The organism is Pseudarthrobacter sp. 1C304 (assembly GCF_052245515.1).
Lineage (GTDB): Bacteria > Actinomycetota > Actinomycetes > Actinomycetales > Micrococcaceae > Arthrobacter.
Genome location: NZ_JBQQCH010000001.1, coordinates 337700 through 354094, shown reverse-complemented (window position 1 = coordinate 354094; position 16395 = coordinate 337700). Strand labels below are relative to the sequence as shown.

Sequence of the window (16395 nt, the reverse complement as noted above, 5' to 3'; positions counted from 1 at the left end):
TGTATGTACATTTACCAGCCACGCTTGAGGAGCACGGATGCCCACCTTGACCAAGCCTGAGCGGGCGGCGGCCAAGCCCCGCCGCATTGCACCCTTTGTCCTGCCCGCACTTGGCATCGCCGTACTGCTGCTGTTTGTGGGGCTGCTGTCCTATCAAGGCGGAGCGGCCCAGAGGGACGCCGCCGGTCAGGGCCAGGCCCAGGACTCGGAGAGCCCTGCCGGAGAAAAACTGGACATGTCCCGCCGGGTGGCAGGTGACCCGACTGCAATCGGCAGCCCTGATGCCCCGGTTGTCCTGGTGGAGTACGCCGATTACCGGTGCCCGTTCTGCGGGCTGTTTTCCCGGGACACCCTGCCGCAGCTGGTGGCCGAATATGTGGAGCGCGGCGACCTCAGAGTCGAGTGGCGGGACCTGCCGGTCTTCGGGGCGGAGTCCTCCGCGGCCGCGGTCGCCGGCCGCGCGGCAGCCGAGCAGGGACGGTTCTGGGAATTCAACAAGGCTGTCTATGCCATCGCGCCGGAACGTGGGCATGCCGCGCTGCCCCGGGGAGTCCTGATCAAGCTGGCCGGCGACGCCGGCGTCCCTGACCTTGAGAAGTTCGAGGCTGACCTTGACTCTGCCGAGCTTAAGGCCGCTGTGGCGAAGGACGCCCAGGAGGCCGCATCCCTGGGAATAACCGGTACCCCCACGTTCCTCGTAAATGACACCCCGATCGTCGGCGCGCAGCCGCTGGCAACCTTTGAGAAGGCTGTCGACGCCGCACTGAAGTCCGCCAAGGGCAACTGATGGACATCGGCTATGCCGGCGCGTTCCTGGGCGGCGTCCTTACACTGCTGAGCCCCTGTTCGGCCCTCCTGCTGCCCGCCTTCTTTGCCTACGCCTTCTCCACCAAGACCCGGCTGGTGGCACGGACCGGGCTCTTCTACCTGGGCCTGCTGACCACCCTGGTGCCGCTGGGCATATTTGCCGGCGTACTCGGTTCCCTCGTCACACAGCACCGGCCGGTCCTGATCAGTGTCTCAGCGGCGCTGGTGATCCTCTTCGGCGCCGCCCAGATCGCCGCTCTGCGGCTTCCCTCCGGTCTCACCCTGGCCGCGGGCACCGGGTCCTCCCGGCTGTCCGTCTTCGCCCTGGGAACCGTCTACGGCGTCGCCGGAGTCTGCACCGGGCCCATTTTGGGTTCCGTTCTGACTGTGGCAGCAGTGGGCAGCAACGCCGTCTATGGCGGCGTCCTCCTGGCAATCTTCGGGCTCGGCATGGCTTTGCCGCTCTTTGCCCTGGCGCTCACATGGGACCGGCTGGGCATCTCCGGCCGCCGTTGGTTGCGCCCCCGTCCGCTAACCGTCGGGAAGTGGTCGAATTCCTGGCTGATGATTATTTCCGGCCTCATTTCCATCGGCATCGGCGTGCTGCTGCTGGTCACTGACGGGACAGCGGGGTTGGGCGGCGTGCTGACCGTCCAGGATCAGTTCCGGGCGGAGTCGGCTGCCACCGAGGCTGCCGCCGCGGTCCCGGACCTGGTGGTCGCCGGGGTCGCGGCCCTCGTGCTTGCGATCGGCGTGGCACTGTATTTCAAGAGCCGGGGGAATGAGCCACCCTTGCAGCACCGGAGCACTGGAGCTGCGGACCAACCGAGTGCGACGAAGGCTGCCCCCGGCCCGACCGCCAATGCCGCCGGCCCGGGCCGGCCCAAGACAGGGATGCCTGATGATGCGCATTAAATACCAAGAATTGATCCCCGCCCTGGCGCAGTGGCCGGCCCGGCGCTGGCTGACTGCGGCCGCCGCCGCGGTCCTCACCTATCTCGTGGTGGCCGTGCCCACGGACCTGATCGACACGCCGTTTTTTAGCCGTGAGGTCCCCCCGACCTGGTGGTCTTTCCCGGTCCTCGGCGTCACCGCCATCCTCACCGGCCTGCTGGTGGCCACCTACGTCGCCCGCGAATCGACCAGGGGCGAGGAGACGGGCGGCGCGGGGTCCGACAACAAAGCCCGCTTCGGGGCTGCCGGAGCCATCGTCTCCTTTTTCGCCGTCGGCTGCCCGGTCTGCAACAAGCTCGTACTGCTGGCTCTCGGCACGTCCGGCGCCATGCAGTACTTCGAACCGATCCAGCCTCTGCTGGCGGGTCTTTCTATTGCTCTACTGCTGTGGGCATTCTTGAAAAGGGCAACCTCGGAGGACCGCTGCCCGGTGCCGCGGGTGCAGGCCGCCCGTTAGTCCCGCCGGGGCGGGGTGGCCTTGCAGCCAAAGGCGGTGGCGATGGCTACTCGTTCACCCAGGACGTAGCTGCGCCGGAATTCAAGGTCTCGTGCCCGGTGACAGCCGGTCCGTTCGATCAGCAGCAGCGGGGAGTTCTCCGGACACCCGAGCAGGGCTGCCTGCGCCGGCGTGGCGGGCACTGCGGTGAGCTTCTCCGTGCCGCCGTCAAGCACGACGCCGCAACGGCGGTCAAGCTCCCCGTAGAGGGACGCGTCGCGGAAGTCAGCTTCGAGCAGCTTCCCGGCAGTCGCCGCGGGGAGCCAGACCTGGTCCAGGCCAATCGGCTCGCCGTCGGCAAGACGGACCCGCGAGAGGTGGAAGAGCTGCGCATCGGGGTTCAGCGCGAGCACTGCCGCGACGTCCGGGTCGACCACAATGTGCTGCTCGAGGACAACGCTGCTGTGGGTCATCCCGGAATCCCGGATCGAGGCCAGGACGCTGTAGATCGGCCCGTACGCCGTACTTCGGCCCGCGACCACCGTCGGTTTCTTCCCGGGGTGCGCGGTGATGTGCCCGGCATCGCGCAAGGGTTTCAGGGCTGCCCGGATGGTGCCCCGGCTGACCCCGTAACGCTGGGCCAGTTCCAGTTCGCCCGGGAACCCTGCCACAAACTCTCCGGCGAGGACTTCCTGCAGGAGTTCAGCACTGACCATCTTCCACAGCGGGTCAGCCTTGGTTCTTTCTGCAGCGCCCTTGGCGTGGGCTGCGGACGCTGGCCGCTGCTGATCCTTCACACCGCTCCCGACTGATCCATTCCACAAGCTGCTGGCAGTATGACGTTACTCCATCGGATCCCTCCGCGACCCGAATCGGACGCCTCTACCAACAGGCCAATTGGCCGGAAGTTCATACCCCGAGGGGTATGTGGAATAATGAGGTCTGGACTCACGGAACGCCGCCAGGACGCCCAGCGGCGCATTGTCGACAGCCCGGGGAATCGCACGGAAGCGAGGAGGAGAGATGACAGCACGCGGCCTGCGTTTGGTGCGCGGCTGGATCGGCGCCCTCGCCGCGACCTCCATCGCCGCCGCATCGCACTTGGTGGCCGGCGGCAGCGCTCCCCAACCCGCCCTGCTCCTGCTGGCCCTGGCCCTCTCCGGGCTGGTCTGCACAGCGCTCACCGGCCGCGGGCTGTCGCTATGGCGGCTCTCAGCTGGCGTGGCACTGAGCCAGGGGTTTTTCCACTGGCTGTTCAGCGGAACAGCGACCGCCCACGGGTCCGGCGTTCCGGCCGGCGGCCACCTTCACACCCTGTCGGCGCCGGAACCGACCGGCGTGATCCTTTCCTCCGCGCCGGCCCACGCCTCGCCACTGATGTGGCTGGGTCACGCCGCCGCCGCGGCTTTGACGGTTGCCGCGCTGCGCCACGGCGAGGTCGCTGTTGTCCGGTTGGTCCAGGCGATGCGCCTGCGCGTGACGGCGTTCCTCCCGCTCTTCCAGCCTCTACCGGCGCGACCGGCGCCCGCCGCCCTGCCCGCCAGCCGTCCGGTCCGGGCTTTGCCCAATCTCGGCGCACCCCTGCTGGTGCTGCGCCACCGGGGACCTCCCCTGCTTCCGTTCGTGTCCTAGGCGCCCGGCGCCTTTCATCGATACGCCCCGCGGTGCTGCGACGACAGTGCCGGGGCGGGAAGCAGCCATGACAAGAAAACCCTTGAAAACATGGCGGAATCCTGGTTTGGGAGCACCTCTGCTCGCCGCCCTGCTGCTCTGTGGAGGCGCCAGCCTCGCAGCCGCACCGGCGGCCCTCGCCCACGACCAGCTGATTTCGTCCAGTCCCGCGCCCGATGAGCGCCCGGACAAGTCCCCTGCGAACATCACCCTGACCTTCAGTTCGCCCCTCCTGACGCTGGGCCATGAGGTCCGCGTCGTTGACGATGACGCCAGGAACTGGGTGAGCGGCGCGCCGGTCCTCAGCCGGGAAAGACTGGTCCAGCCGCTTCCGGAACTGCCCGACGGCGGCTATCAAGTCAGCTGGCGGGTGGTCTCCGCGGATGGTCACCCCATCAGTGGCGGCTACAGGTTCCACGTCGGCGGCCCGGCCTCCGCTGCACCGGCGGGCAGCCCGGCAGCGGACGTCGAGCCCGCCGCCGAACCCGCCGAGGCAGCCCCGGCCAGCGCCGTGCCCGAGTGGCTTCCCACCGCCGGAATCGCCGCGGCCGCAGGCCTTGGCCTCTTCCTGGCCTCGGCAGGCCTCCGGCGCATCAGGCGCGCAGCACAATCCACCAGCGAATAGCACTCTTCAGGCCGGCCCGCCGCGGCCGCCTGCCACGATCCAGGAGCACCACCATGTCCAAAAAGCTCATGTACCCCGCCTTCTCCGTCCTCGCCGCCGCGGCCCTGGCGCTCACCGGCTGCGCCCCGTCAGCCCCGACGCCGGCACCGCCGGCAGCAGCCGCCCCGGCCGGCGAACCCACCAGCGCCCCGGCCGTCCTGACGGTCAGCCAGCCGTGGGTCAAGACGGCCGCCTCCGGCATGACCGGCGCATTCGGCGTCATCAAGAACACCTCCGGCGCCGACGTCACCGTCACCGGCGCCTCCACCCCAGCCGCCCGCATGGTCGAACTGCACGAAACCATCGCGGGGCCCACCGGCGCAATGCAGATGCAGGCCAAGCAGGGCGGCTTTGTGATCCCGGCCGGCGGTGAACTGGTCCTGGAACCGGGCGGCAACCACCTGATGCTGATGGGGCTGACCGGGCCCGTCACCGCCGGAGCGGACGTGACGTTTACACTGACCCTGGCCGGCGGCGGCACCTTGGACTTCGCCGCCGTGGCGAAGGACTTCAGCGGCGCCAACGAGAACTACGTCGAAGGGGGCGCGGGCATGTCCCACGGCCAGCCTTCCGGCAGTTCCGTGCCGTCGTCGACGTCGAAATGATGCCGGGAGACCAGCAGCCCGCGGACAGCGCCGGGTCCGGCGCGCCGAGGACGCTGCCACGGCGCGGCCTGCTCTTCGGCGGGGCAGCTGCCGGGCTCGGGGCCCTGGCCGCCGCCGGCACCCACCTCGCCGGAGCCGGCGTCGAGCCGGGAGGAAACGCCGCCCCCGTGGAAGCTGCGGAGAGCGTCCACGGCGGCTCGGTTGTCCCATTCCACGGCGACCGGCAGGCGGGCATTACGACGGCGGCGCAGGCCCACGGCGTTTTTGTCGCGCTGGACCTGCGGCCGGGCACGACGCGCGCCGGCGTGAAAGCGCTGCTGCGGCTGCTCAGCGACGACGCCGCGAACCTCACCGCGGGGAGGCCAGCACTGGCCGACACCGAGGGCGAACTCGCCCGGGTGCCTGCCCGGCTGACGGTCACCTTCGGCGTTGGACCCGGGCTGGTGGCCGCCGTCGACCCGTCCCGGGCACCGGGGTGGCTGAAGCCGCTGCCGGCCTTCAGCATCGACCGGCTGCAGCCAGAGTTCTCCGACGGTGACCTGCTGCTGCAGATCTGTGCGGATGATCCGCTGACCGTGGCGCATGCTCAGCGGATGCTTCTGAAGGACAGCCGCAGCTTCGCCACCGTCCGCTGGGTGCAGACCGGCTTCCGGCGCTCGTTCGGCAGCGAGAAGTCCGGGACCACCATGCGGAACCTGTTCGGCCAGGTGGACGGGACCACCAACCCCGCGCCGGGCAGCACGGAGCATGAGCGTGTGGTCTGGGGCGGCGGGGATATTCCTGCGTGGACGGACAACGGCACCTCGGTGGTGATCCGCCGGATCGCAATGAACCTGGACAAATGGGACGAGGTGGACCGCGTGGGCCGGGAGGAGTCCGTGGGCCGCCGCCTGTCCAGCGGCGCGCCGCTGACCGGCACGCACGAGCACGACGAGCCGGACTTCGCCGCTGTCTCCAAGCTCGGCTTTCCGGTCATCTCGGACGTCTCGCACCTGCGCCGGTCCCGGCCGGAGGACGGTTCCCAGCGGATCTTCCGGCGGGCGTACAACTACGACGCCGCTCCCGGGACCGGCGGGATCTCGGACTCGGGGCTGATCTTCGTGTCCTACCAGTCCGACGTCGACAAGCAGTTCACGCCCATCCAGCGCCGGCTCGATCAGATGGACATGCTCAACCAGTGGACGACGCCGATCGGCTCTGCCGTGTTTGCCATCCCGCCCGGATGCCGTGAGGGAGGGTTCATCGGCGAAGGCCTGTTCGCCTGATCCCAGCCAACGCGGGGTCACCTGGCGCCCATCCGGCCTCCCAGGATGGGCGTTGAATGACCCCGCGTTGGTGTTCGACAGGGAGCGCCGACGGCGGGGAACGCGGGCTGGCGTCAGTCCCGGCCGATGCTGGCTGCCTCGTCCAGGGTGTGCGGCTCAAAATGCTCCAGCATCTCCTTCATCACCTCGAGGCCGTGCCGGTAGGTCTCGGAGGCCCGCCACTGCTCCACCTGCTCCAGGGATTCCCAGGGACCGGTGCTGATGAACCGGTTCCGGACGTCGTGGTCGTGCATCAGCACGGCCTGCGTGTGCGGGAAGTCTTCCTGGGTCTTGCGGGCCAGGTCCTGCCAGGCCTGCACGAAGTCGTTTTCGCGGCCCGGGTGCACCAGCCAGATTCCCAGCGTATAAACCGACACGTCGATCGCCTCCATAGTCTTTGGGGTGGATACGCCCGATTATCGGCCCGGACGCCGGACGGACGGTAGGGCCGATCTACCCGTCGGCTGTCCCCGCCGGATGTCCAAACCCGGTGCGCGGGAACAGCGGGGTTTGTAGTCTGGGGCCATGACTGTGACCCATGCCAAGGTAGAAGAGTTCTTCAACGACTACGCCGCTGCATTGCTGGCCCGCGATGCCCGGGCGATCGCCGGTATGTACGCGGTGCCGTCACTCATCCTGTTCCCCGGTACGTCGATCCCTGTCAGCGACTCCCGCCAGACCGAGGAGTTCTTCACTTCCGCCTTCAGCCAGTACGCCGGAGTGGACGACGTCGGCCGGCAGATCGTCATCATGGGCGAGGCGCCGGGCATCGTCTGGGCCGTCGTCACCTGGTCCTATGCCGCCCGGCAGCCCGAGCGCTTCTGCTACCAGCTCATCGAGTCAGCCGAGGGGTACCGGATCGCCGTGCTCACGCTGATGGACTGAGGACACTCCAGATGCCGGAACCAAGCGACGCGGCACCCGCGTACGTCCTGCGCGGCGCCCTCCTCACCGACGGCGCCTGCACCGCGGACGCCGTCGTGGCCGTGACAGGTGGCCGGATCGCCTATGCGGGGCCGGCTGGCGGCTATGACGCTGCGCAGTTCACCGGCGCCGAGGAGATCCCGCTGCCGCCCGGCAGCTCACTGCTGCCCGGCCTGGTCGACCTCCATTGCCACGGCGCGGCCGGCGGCGGTTTCCCGACCGGTGACGGCCGGGCCTGCCGGCAGGCGGTGGACTTTATGCACCGCAATGGGACCACCACGCTGCTGGCCAGCCTCGTCACCGCCCCGGCCGATGAGCTGCTGCGGGCACTTGGCGTCCTCCGGCCCCTGGCCGCCGAGGGACTCGTCGCCGGAATCCACGCCGAGGGCCCCTTCCTCTCCCGCGCCCGCTGCGGCGCGCAGGATCCGCGCTGGCTCCGGGACCCCGATCCGGGACTGTTGCGGGACATGCTGGAGGCCGCCGGCGGCGCGCTGCGGACCATGACCTACGCCCCGGAACTGCCGGGTGCCGGCGAGCTGCTACGTATGCTCACGCAGCACGGCGTCACGCCCTCGCTGGGCCACACCACTGCGGACGCGCGGACGACGGCGGCCTCGCTGGCGGAGGCGGCAGATCTCATCGGCGCCGCGCCGGGTTTCGGCCCGCACGCCCGGCCGACGGTGACGCACCTGTTCAACGGCATGCCGCCGCTGCACCACCGATCCCCCGGGCCGGCCGCGGCGTGCCTGCGGCTGGCGGGCGCGGGCACCGCCGTCGTCGAACTCATCGGCGACGGCGTCCACCTCGACCCGGAAACCGTCCGGATGGTGTTTGACCTGGCCGGAGCCGGGAACATCGCGCTGGTCACGGACTCCATGGCGGCCGCCGGGCTTCCCGACGGGAACTACACCCTGGGCACGTCGGAGGTGGTGGTGCACGACGGCGTGGCCACCCTGGGCAGCAACGGACCCCTCGCCGGCGGCACGGCCACGCTGCTGGAGGTGGTCCGGACCACCGTGGCCGCCGGAGTCAGCCCGGCCGATGCGGTCCTGGCGGCAACTCTGGTCCCCGCGCAGGTCCTGGGCCTGGAAGCGGAAATCGGAAGCCTCCGCGCCGGAACCCGGGCCGACGTCGTCGCCGTGGGCCCGGATTTCGAGCTGGTGACGGTGCTGCGCGGCGGCTACATCCTGCCCGCTTAACACAACGCGGCTCAGATCAGGCGGGAGACCGGCCCGGCAGATTCCGTCCGGGGGCACTTTGGGCGCAAAGTTCGACGGCGGCGCCCCAGGAGGCGGCGTGTCCGCGCCAAAGTGCCCCCGGAATGCAGCTGTTCCGCCCGGCTGCGGACCGGCCCGCCTTTTCATCGCAGCGAGAACAGGCAATAATCTAATTGGTCAGCATACTTATCAATTTGAATGACGACTGAAGGAGCAGGCATGAGGGCACTTACATGGCAGGGAAAGCGGTCGGTCAGCGTTGAGGAGGTTCCGGATCCGGTGATCCAGGAACCCACGGACGCCATTGTCAGGATCACCTCGTCGGCGATCTGCGGCTCCGACCTCCACCTGTACGAGGTCCTCGGGCCGTACATGAAGTCCGGCGACATCCTCGGCCACGAGCCCATGGGCATTGTCCAGGAGGTGGGCCCCGGGGTCACGAACCTCCAGCCCGGCGACCGGGTGGTCATCCCCTTCAACATCTCCTGCGGCCATTGCTGGATGTGCAAACGGGGCCTGCAGTCCCAGTGCGAGACCACGCAGGTCCATTCCCACAACACCGGGGCAAGCCTGTTCGGGTTCTCCGAGCTTTACGGGTCAGTTCCGGGCGGCCAGGCGGAACTCCTGCGGGTGCCCCACGCGGACTACGGGCCGATCAAGGTGGGCCAGGAACTGCCCGACGAGCGGTACCTCTATCTCTCTGACATTCTTCCCACCGCGTGGCAGGGCGTTAAGTACGCCGACGTCCCCGCGGGCGGGACGCTGGCCGTCTTCGGCCTGGGGCCGGTGGGGCAGTTCGCCAGCCGGATCGGCCGCCACCTCGGACACCGGGTGATTGCTGTGGAGCCGGTTGCGGAGCGCCGGAGCATGGCCGAGCGCCACGGCGTGGAGACCATCGACTTCACCAAGGACATCGGGGAGCATCTGCGCGACCTGACCGAGGGCAGGGGCCCTGATGCGGTGGTCGACGCTGTCGGCATGGAGGCGCACAATTCCCCGGTCGGCGCGTTCGCGCAGAACGCGGTGGGGCTCCTGCCCGACGCGCTGGCCAAGAAGGCCATGGAGACCGCCGGCGTCGACAGGATGTCGGTGCTGCATGCCGCCATCGATTCCGTGCGCCGGGGCGGGACGGTCTCGCTGAGCGGCGTGTACGGCGGCACTGCCAGCCCGATGCCGCTGATGACCATGTTCGACAAGCAGATCCAGTTCCGGATGGGCCAGTGCAACGTCCGCCGCTGGACGGACGATCTGCTGCCGCTCGTGGAGGATCCCGCGGACCCGCTCGGCGTGATGGACCTGAAGACCCATGAGGTGTCCCTCGACGGCGCCGCGGCCGCCTACGAGATCTTCCAGAAGAAGGAAGACGGCTGCATCAAAGTCGTCCTGAAGCCCTAGCGAAGGACCGCGCCCGCCCTGAGAAAGGCAGAATAATGAGCACGTACCACCCGGAAAATGACCCGGCCAATCCGGACCGGCCCAAGCCTGCCGGCAGCTCCCCGCAGCAGGACCAGCCCGGCGCCGGGGCGGCGGATCCCGCAGCCTCGGCCAACCCTGATCCGCTGGACGGGAAGATCACCGGGCTGGAGCCCGGGGGCGGAGTTCCTCCCGGGGAAACGCCACCCGCGGAGGACCAGATGAGCCGCGACCAGGGGCACGAGGAGTAGCAGGCCCCGCCCTCCGGCCGACGCCGTCGGCAAGCGGCATCAGAACGTACGACGGCGCCACGCACCTGCGGTTTCCAGCAGACGGTGCGTGCCGCCGTCGTCCCTGACATGCTGGTGGGGTGCAATCGATCTCGACGGAAACCCCCCGCACCGCGCTCAGCTGGAAGCTGCTGCCCGCGGCGCTGGTGTCGGCGTCAGGGGTGCTGCTGTTCGGCGTCGAGAATGACCTCGGCTATGGCGTGCTGGCCCTGGGGCTGCTCACGGCGGCCTTTATTGACCGCGGGCTGCTGCGGCACCTGGCGCTTCTCGCTGCGGGCATGGTCATCATCAGCCTGGTCCCGCTGCACGCCGATCTGAGCCTCCAGCACATGATCCTCATGGGCAGCGCCCTCGCCCTGGCCGTGCTGGTGCCGTGGCTGGTGTCGCGGTACGCGTACGGCGAGCGGATCATCAGGTTTCCGGTGAACACCGGCCGCAAATGGCCTCTCGCCGCGAAGCTGTACCTGGCCGGCGTCGTCCTGCTGGGCTACTTCATTCTGCCCGCGTACCTGATCCGCACCGGGGTCTACCAGAACTGGCCGGACGCCTCCGACCCGACCATATTCTGGCGGCTCTTCCTCGGCGTGAATGCGGTGGGCATCTGGGACGAGCTGTTCTTCATCTGCACCATGTTCACGCTGCTGCGGCAGCACTTCCCGGACTGGCAGGCCAACCTCCTGCAGGCGGTGGTGTTCTCGTCATTCCTGTGGGAGATCGGCTACCAGGCGTGGGGTCCGCTGCTGACGTTCCCGTTCGCGCTGCTGCAGGGCTACACCTTCAAGCTGACCAAGTCCTTCACCTACGTCGTGACAGTGCATCTGACGTTCGATTTTGTGTTGTTCCTGGCGCTGGTGCACGCCCACAACCGCGACTGGCTGCCGATTTTCCTGTACTGAGCACACAGCAACGCGGGGTCACAGCAACGCGGGGTCACATCGCGCCCATCCGGGGCTTCCCGATGGGCGCGAGGTGACCCCGCGTTGCTTGAAATCCGGCCGGACCTGAGGGTCCGTGTTCCTACGCCGGAACCACTTGGGACACTGGTTCGCGGACCGGTTCACGGAACGGTTCGCGGACCAGTTCGCCCGCGAGGTCGGCTGCCAGGTCCTCGACCACCTGCGCGTACAGAAGCCCGCCCTTGGCGGCACTGGAGCCCGCGGCCGACGACAGGCAGCCGGTGGCGGGTGTCCGCTCCGGCACCACTGGCAGCCGGTCGAACCGCGGCAGTACTGCCGCCGGCCCGTCGACCAGGCGGTCCATGGCAACCCGGGCCGGTTCGAGGTGGAGCATCAGCGAGGTTTCCAGGACCCCGCCGTGCTCGATGTCCCAGCCCGGGAAGCCGCCGGGGTAAACCTTCGCCAGGGTGTCCTGGCTGACAAAGTCCCAGTACGACAGCAGCAGCACGCTCTGCTCCGCTCCGGACTCATATCCGAGCTCGCCCAGCGCCAGGTCGATTCCCTCATACAGGAACTGGTAGTTCTCGAAGTGGCCGTTGATGAAGACCACGTGCCGGACGCCCTGGCCGAGGAAGGACTTGACCAGGTTGCGCGCGACGCCGATGAGGGCGGCGCCATCGAGGCTGACGGTTCCCGGGAGATGGTTGCCGCCGCCGGACTTCTGCTGCGACTTGTACCCGTAGGCGATGGGCTGGGCAACCAGTGCGCCCAGCCGCCGGGCCACACCCTCCGCGAAGTGGGAGGCCAGGACGGTATCCGTTCCCAGTGGAAGGTGGGGGCCGTGCTGCTCCAGAGACCCGACGGGAATGAGGACGATCGCCTCCCCGGATGCCACAGCGTCGCGGTAGGCAAAGGCGTCCAGTTCTTCCAGGAATACTGATCGGTCCATGCTGGTGGTGCTCCTCGTTGAGTTGCGGGCCGGTGGCGGCGGCGGCCGCCGCCACCGGGTCAGGCGGTGATGATGGTGCTGGCCGCGCTAGAGCCCGGCCGGGGCGGTGGTGGTGGTGACCGGAAGGTCGCCGATCCGCGGCTCGGCGGCCACGGTGCTGGCAACCGTGCCGGGCGCCGGCAGGTACTTCCGGTGGAAGTGCGGCCCCATCAGGGCGTAGGCCGTGGCGCTGGACAGGCCGCCGGCCAGCCAGGACAGGTCCCATCCGCCGAGCGCGACGGCCACCGGGCCCTGCATTGCCGGCACCAGGCCGTACATAAACAGCCAGGTGGAGAAGATGCCGATCAGCAGGGAAGCGATGCCGGCCGGGTTGACCCCCGGGAGCCGTTTGGTGCCGACTGCGTCGAAGAGCCGGGCGGGGTCTCCGGGCCAGCGCTTTTCAATCCAGAAGTAGTGCACCAGCATGACGCCGCCCCACGCAGCCACCCAGGCGACGAGCCCGATCAGCCATGCGTCCAGGACTGCGGCGAAGTCCTCCTGGAAGATGAAGAAGACGACGGCGGCGAGCGAGAACACGCCGACGAACAGGTTGAGCTTGCGGCGGCTGATGGTGATGTCGAGGGCCTGCGTCGCGACCGAGAAGGTGTAGATGTTCAGGATGTTGGTGGCGATGGGACCGTGCAGGACCATGAGGAGCACCGGGAGCGCCAGGACACCGAAGTTCTGGACGATCAGCTTGCCGGGGTCGATTTCGCCGCTGTTGGTGGCCAGGCTGGCGCCCAGGATGCCGAGCCAGACGACGGGGATGAACTGTCCCAGGACCGAGGCCAGGTAGACCTTGCGCTTGGGCACTTCGGTGCTGACAAAACGGGAGTAGTCGGCGGCGTAGGTGAACCAGGTGATCCCCCAGCCGATGCCGATGGCCGTCATGACGGCGCTCATCGCGGCGATGCGCTCCGAGCCTTCCAGGATGTTGCCGGCCGGTCCGGCATAGGACCAGTTGATCTTCATGCCGAACCAGGCGACGGCGGACATCACCGCGAGGATGATGATGGTGGGCGGCACGGTCCACTTTTCGAAGGCAGCGATGGCCTTGTAGCCGAACCAGGCGATGGCGACCTGCGCGGCCATGATGGCTGTGGCGACGCCGATCTTCCAGGCGTAGTTCTGGGCCGTCGGGTCGACCCAGCCGAGGGTGCCGAAGAGGGCCATCACCAGGTCCAGGATGATCCAGGTGTTGACGGCGCACCAGCCGATGACCAGCAGGGCCTGGATGGCGGCGGGAAGGTAGTTTCCGCGCCGGCCGAAGGCGGCCCGGGCGAGGACCATACCGGTGGCGCCCGTTTTCTGGCCCAGCAGGACGAAGCAGCCGAAGAGCAGCATCCCGATCAGGTTCCCCAGAACCAGGACCGTGACGGTGTCGGCGAAGCCGAGGCCCAGATGGATGCCGAGGGCGCCGAGCACCCAGTTGATCGGGGCGAGGTTGGCACCGGCCCAGATCCAGAACTGGCCGGACACTTTGTGGGTTCGCTGGGATTCAGGAATGGGCTGGAGCCAGGCCTCGACGTCATTGTCGGTGGCAGGAGAGTGGCTAGCCGAAATCATAGGGGGTTCTTCACGCATTGGAGCCTCCGTGAGTGAGTGGGGTCCTTCCAGATTATGTGGCACATGCCACATCCGCCTATATATGATGTGTCTAGTTAATGTTTGCTTCACGCGACGGAGTGTCATGTCTATACGTCTTCAGGATGTCCTGGATCATCCCACCCTGGCAGTCGCCGACCCGGTGGTCCGGGCCGCGGCCGGCAGCGCCGCCCGGACCCAGCTCCGCTGGATCCACTCCAGCGAGATCCTGGACATCGCACCGCTGCTTGACGGCGGGGAGCTGCTGCTGACAGGAGGGGAGGCCTTGGCCCTCGCTTCCGAGGAACGGCGGGTCACCTACATCCGTCAACTGGCCGAGCGGGGGGTGGCGGCCCTGGCCATCGAAACCGGCGCGGCCCTCTCTTCCCTTCCGTCCTCAATGGTGGCGGCTGCCGAGGACGCCGGCCTTCCGCTGATCGAGCTGCGCAAAGTGGTGCCGTTTGTCAGCGTGATGCAGGCGATCAACTCCTCGCTGGTCAGCGAGTCGGTCTCGCAGTTGCGCCGGGCGGATGAGGCCAGCCACGCGATGGCCGTGGAACTGGCTCACGGCGGCAGCCTGGACCGGATCCTGGCGGTGCTGGCCGGCATCACCGGCAGCGAGGTGACCCTGGCGTCCCTTACGGGCGCTCCCCTGGCCAGCGCGACGCCGGGGCAGGCCGAGACCGGCGACTTGGCCGCGGACGCGGCTGGCTCTGGCGCGGCTGGCACTGCGGCGGCTGACACTGCGGCCGGGGACACGCCCGCATCCCCGGCTGCGTTGCACGAACATGCGCGCCTGATCCACATCGACGTGCCGGTGCGCGGCATTCTCGCGGCGCAGCTGGTGCTCCGCGTTCCGGCGGACGAGGACGAAAATCTTGCCCGGACGGCAGGGAAGCGCTCGGTGGACATTCTGGCCCTGGCCATGCTGCAGCGGATGTCCCCCGGGCTGCGGGAGGTTGCCGGAGCCGCGCTGATCCGCGCGGTCGATTCGGGCAGCCAGCCGTGGCGGCTGCAGCAGCTGGCGTCGGCGGCCGGCATTCCGGCTGCGTCCCCGCTGGTGGCCGTGGTGGTGCGCTCGGATATTTCCCAGCAGCTGCGGACGGCCCTGGAGCAACACCTGTCCCGGGCGGCGCAGTCCCACGCCACCTATGTGGACAACGCCGAGCTTCTGGCGGTAGCCAGCCTGCCCGGCGGCTCTACGGAAGGAAACCGGCAGCAGCTCCTTGCGGGTCTCTTGGAGCTTCCGGCCATGGCCGGAACGCTCGCGGCCGCAGGTCCCCTGGTGTCCGGAATTTCGGATGCCCCCTGGTCAATGTCCGAAGCCAAGCTCACGCTGGAGCTGGCATCTTCCCCGCAGCAGGGACCCGGAAGCGGCGGCCCGCACCCCACAGTCATCGACGCCGAGGCATTCGCCGTCGAACGCCTCACCGTGCAGGCACTGGACCCGTACCAGCGGCGGAACTTCGTGCGGCAGCAGTTGGGCGCACTGCTGGATCAGGATGCCCAACGGAATTCCCGGCTGCTCGAAACCCTGGCCACCTGGCTGGACTGCGGGTGCAACACCGCCCACGCGGCCCGCGAGCTTCACGTGGAGCGGCAGTCCATGCATCAGCGTCTCCGGCGGATCTTTGAGCTGTGCGGCGGCGACCCCCGGGATTCCGGCCGGCTGGCGGCACTGCACCTGGCCGCGCGGCTGGCCCGGCTGGCCTGACGGCTGGCCTGCCTTTCTAGCGCGGGGCGGGCCCGGAGCCGCCGGGCGGGCGTCCGCCCAGCCGGGCGGTGACCTTCGCTGCGGCCGCGGCGCAGGCTTCCCCCAACGCCTGCAGCCTGTCCTGGGACACCCGGAACCGGGGTGCCGGGATCAGGACGGCGGCCACCACCTCGCCCCGGTGGTCAAAGACGGGAGCTGCCAGGCCAACCTCATCGAGGGAGGTTTCCCCGTAGTTGACGGCCCAGCCGCGCCGGATGTCATCCTTCAGCCGTACCAGGTAAGCGTCAATGCTGGAGTCGTCCAGTCCGGGGTAGCTGATGGCCCCGCTCGTGAGGAGGGAACGGACCCGGGGTTCGGGTTCGCGGGCCAGGAAGACCTGAACGGAGGCGCTGAGGGCGTCGTTGTACCGGGCCCCCAGCGGGGTGGTGTGCTTGATCTGGTGGTGGCTGGCGATCTGCTCCACGCAAATGGATTCATCACCGCTCCACACCATGAGGGCGCTTGTCTCGCCGGTCTGTTCCGACAGCTCGCGCAGCACGGGATACGCAACCCGGCGTTCCTCAAGCTCGGCGAGAAGCGGCCCGGCCACGGCAATCAATCCCAGCCCAAGCCGGAACCGCCGCGTTTCGGCGTCCCGCTCCACCAGATGCTCCTGCTCGAAGGTGGCAAGGATCCTCGAGACCGTGCTCTTGTGCAGCCCCACCCGGTTGGCGATCTCGGTGACACCGAGCAGGGGCTCGTCCGCCGTGAAAGTCCGGAGGACCGCGATCGCGTTGACGATGACGGAAGCGCCCTTGCTGTCGCCGTTGCCTGTGGTCTCGGGTTCTGTTGCAGTCATGGTGTTACCTATCATTCCCTAAGGGAGAGCCAGAAGCGGCGCCAAGGGGATGGCGCCGCTTCCGGGTGTTCGTTGACGCCAGGGAAGAGA

At 68.6% G+C, this 16395-nt stretch carries 18 protein-coding genes; 13 read left to right on the top strand and 5 right to left on the bottom strand.

The features are described from left to right. The first annotated feature begins 37 nt into the window (after window positions 1-37). From ACTWQD_RS01680 to ACTWQD_RS01670, 3 genes are read left to right on the top strand one after another with little or no spacing between them, the layout of a single operon-like run. Complete coding sequence (locus tag ACTWQD_RS01680; RefSeq protein ID WP_443194468.1) at window positions 38-787, top strand: DsbA family protein; 750 nt, start codon at window positions 38-40, stop codon at window positions 785-787. Beyond that, complete coding sequence (locus ACTWQD_RS01675) at window positions 787-1722, top strand: cytochrome c biogenesis CcdA family protein (RefSeq protein ID WP_443194467.1); 936 nt, start codon at window positions 787-789, stop codon at window positions 1720-1722. The genes ACTWQD_RS01680 and ACTWQD_RS01675 overlap by 1 nt, the downstream gene beginning before the upstream one ends. Continuing rightward, window positions 1709-2218, top strand: a complete 510-nt coding sequence (locus ACTWQD_RS01670) for a hypothetical protein (protein ID WP_443194466.1) — start codon at window positions 1709-1711, stop codon at window positions 2216-2218. Before ACTWQD_RS01675 ends, ACTWQD_RS01670 begins: the two co-directional genes overlap by 14 nt. Here the strand turns inward: ACTWQD_RS01670 and ACTWQD_RS01665 are convergent. Further along, window positions 2215-2994: a GntR family transcriptional regulator gene (locus ACTWQD_RS01665; RefSeq protein WP_443194465.1), complete on the bottom strand. Its 780-nt coding sequence runs from the start codon at window positions 2992-2994 to the stop codon at window positions 2215-2217. The genes ACTWQD_RS01670 and ACTWQD_RS01665 overlap by 4 nt on opposite strands. A gap of 226 nt (window positions 2995-3220) precedes the next feature. Between ACTWQD_RS01665 and ACTWQD_RS01660 the strand changes: the two genes are divergently transcribed. From ACTWQD_RS01660 to ACTWQD_RS01645, 4 genes are all read left to right on the top strand, one after another. After that, window positions 3221-3829, top strand: a complete 609-nt coding sequence (locus ACTWQD_RS01660; protein WP_443194464.1) for a hypothetical protein — start codon at window positions 3221-3223, stop codon at window positions 3827-3829. 106 nt (window positions 3830-3935) lie between these two features. Further along, window positions 3936-4493, top strand: coding sequence for a copper resistance CopC family protein (locus tag ACTWQD_RS01655; RefSeq protein ID WP_443194463.1), 558 nt, complete (start codon window positions 3936-3938; stop codon window positions 4491-4493). 53 nt (window positions 4494-4546) lie between these two features. Beyond that, on the top strand, window positions 4547-5137 hold the full coding sequence (locus tag ACTWQD_RS01650; RefSeq protein ID WP_443194462.1) for a copper chaperone PCu(A)C: 591 nt from the start codon (window positions 4547-4549) through the stop codon (window positions 5135-5137). Next, window positions 5137-6402: a Dyp-type peroxidase gene (locus ACTWQD_RS01645; RefSeq protein ID WP_443194898.1), complete on the top strand. Its 1266-nt coding sequence runs from the start codon at window positions 5137-5139 to the stop codon at window positions 6400-6402. The genes ACTWQD_RS01650 and ACTWQD_RS01645 overlap by 1 nt, the downstream gene beginning before the upstream one ends. Before the next feature lie 113 nt (window positions 6403-6515). Here ACTWQD_RS01645 and ACTWQD_RS01640 read toward each other — a convergent pair whose 3' ends face one another. Next, a complete protein-coding gene (locus ACTWQD_RS01640) occupies window positions 6516-6818 on the bottom strand; it encodes an antibiotic biosynthesis monooxygenase family protein (protein WP_443194461.1) in 303 nt (100 codons plus the stop codon). Between the two features lie 148 nt (window positions 6819-6966). On the opposite strand from ACTWQD_RS01640, the gene ACTWQD_RS01635 reads away from it, so the two are divergent. From ACTWQD_RS01635 to ACTWQD_RS01615, 5 genes are all read left to right on the top strand, one after another. Further along, window positions 6967-7326 carry a hypothetical protein gene (locus ACTWQD_RS01635; RefSeq protein WP_443194460.1) on the top strand — a complete coding sequence of 120 codons (360 nt, stop codon included), beginning with the start codon at window positions 6967-6969 and terminating at the stop codon, window positions 7324-7326. Between the two features lie 11 nt (window positions 7327-7337). Further along, a complete protein-coding gene (locus ACTWQD_RS01630; protein WP_443194459.1) occupies window positions 7338-8564 on the top strand; it encodes an N-acetylglucosamine-6-phosphate deacetylase in 1227 nt (408 codons plus the stop codon). Between the two features lie 237 nt (window positions 8565-8801). Then, window positions 8802-9977: a zinc-dependent alcohol dehydrogenase gene (locus ACTWQD_RS01625; RefSeq protein ID WP_443194458.1), complete on the top strand. Its 1176-nt coding sequence runs from the start codon at window positions 8802-8804 to the stop codon at window positions 9975-9977. 35 nt (window positions 9978-10012) lie between these two features. Further along, entirely contained in the window at window positions 10013-10246 is a 234-nt protein-coding gene (locus ACTWQD_RS01620) for a DUF6480 family protein (protein ID WP_443194457.1), read from the top strand. Between the two features lie 119 nt (window positions 10247-10365). Then, entirely contained in the window at window positions 10366-11181 is an 816-nt protein-coding gene (locus tag ACTWQD_RS01615) for a CPBP family intramembrane glutamic endopeptidase (RefSeq protein ID WP_443194456.1), read from the top strand. 121 nt (window positions 11182-11302) lie between these two features. On the opposite strand, the gene ACTWQD_RS01610 is transcribed toward ACTWQD_RS01615, so the two are convergent. Further along, window positions 11303-12130: a creatininase gene (locus ACTWQD_RS01610; protein ID WP_443194455.1), complete on the bottom strand. Its 828-nt coding sequence runs from the start codon at window positions 12128-12130 to the stop codon at window positions 11303-11305. A gap of 87 nt (window positions 12131-12217) precedes the next feature. Next, complete coding sequence (locus ACTWQD_RS01605; protein WP_443194454.1) at window positions 12218-13735, bottom strand: purine-cytosine permease family protein; 1518 nt, start codon at window positions 13733-13735, stop codon at window positions 12218-12220. A gap of 124 nt (window positions 13736-13859) precedes the next feature. Between ACTWQD_RS01605 and ACTWQD_RS01600 the strand changes: the two genes are divergently transcribed. After that, window positions 13860-15467, top strand: coding sequence for a PucR family transcriptional regulator (locus ACTWQD_RS01600; protein WP_443194453.1), 1608 nt, complete (start codon window positions 13860-13862; stop codon window positions 15465-15467). 16 nt (window positions 15468-15483) lie between these two features. Here ACTWQD_RS01600 and ACTWQD_RS01595 read toward each other — a convergent pair whose 3' ends face one another. Beyond that, the gene (locus tag ACTWQD_RS01595; protein ID WP_443194452.1) at window positions 15484-16305 is read right to left on the bottom strand and encodes an IclR family transcriptional regulator; all 822 of its coding nucleotides are present in this window, start codon (window positions 16303-16305) and stop codon (window positions 15484-15486) included. Between the last annotated feature and the right edge of the window lie 90 nt (window positions 16306-16395).

Coding starts and splice junctions, on each gene's coding strand:
- ACTWQD_RS01680 (WP_443194468.1), top strand. CDS start 38: ATGCCCACCTTGACCAAGCCTGAGCGGGCGGCGGCCAAGCCCCGCCGC.
- ACTWQD_RS01675 (WP_443194467.1), top strand. CDS start 787: ATGGACATCGGCTATGCCGGCGCGTTCCTGGGCGGCGTCCTTACACTG.
- ACTWQD_RS01670 (WP_443194466.1), top strand. CDS start 1,709: ATGATGCGCATTAAATACCAAGAATTGATCCCCGCCCTGGCGCAGTGG.
- ACTWQD_RS01660 (WP_443194464.1), top strand. CDS start 3,221: ATGACAGCACGCGGCCTGCGTTTGGTGCGCGGCTGGATCGGCGCCCTC.
- ACTWQD_RS01650 (WP_443194462.1), top strand. CDS start 4,547: ATGTCCAAAAAGCTCATGTACCCCGCCTTCTCCGTCCTCGCCGCCGCG.
- ACTWQD_RS01645 (WP_443194898.1), top strand. CDS start 5,137: ATGCCGGGAGACCAGCAGCCCGCGGACAGCGCCGGGTCCGGCGCGCCG.
- ACTWQD_RS01635 (WP_443194460.1), top strand. CDS start 6,967: ATGACTGTGACCCATGCCAAGGTAGAAGAGTTCTTCAACGACTACGCC.
- ACTWQD_RS01630 (WP_443194459.1), top strand. CDS start 7,338: ATGCCGGAACCAAGCGACGCGGCACCCGCGTACGTCCTGCGCGGCGCC.
- ACTWQD_RS01625 (WP_443194458.1), top strand. CDS start 8,802: ATGAGGGCACTTACATGGCAGGGAAAGCGGTCGGTCAGCGTTGAGGAG.
- ACTWQD_RS01620 (WP_443194457.1), top strand. CDS start 10,013: ATGAGCACGTACCACCCGGAAAATGACCCGGCCAATCCGGACCGGCCC.
- ACTWQD_RS01610 (WP_443194455.1), bottom strand. CDS start 12,130: ATGGACCGATCAGTATTCCTGGAAGAACTGGACGCCTTTGCCTACCGC.
- ACTWQD_RS01605 (WP_443194454.1), bottom strand. CDS start 13,735: ATGATTTCGGCTAGCCACTCTCCTGCCACCGACAATGACGTCGAGGCC.
- ACTWQD_RS01600 (WP_443194453.1), top strand. CDS start 13,860: ATGTCTATACGTCTTCAGGATGTCCTGGATCATCCCACCCTGGCAGTC.
- ACTWQD_RS01595 (WP_443194452.1), bottom strand. CDS start 16,305: ATGACTGCAACAGAACCCGAGACCACAGGCAACGGCGACAGCAAGGGC.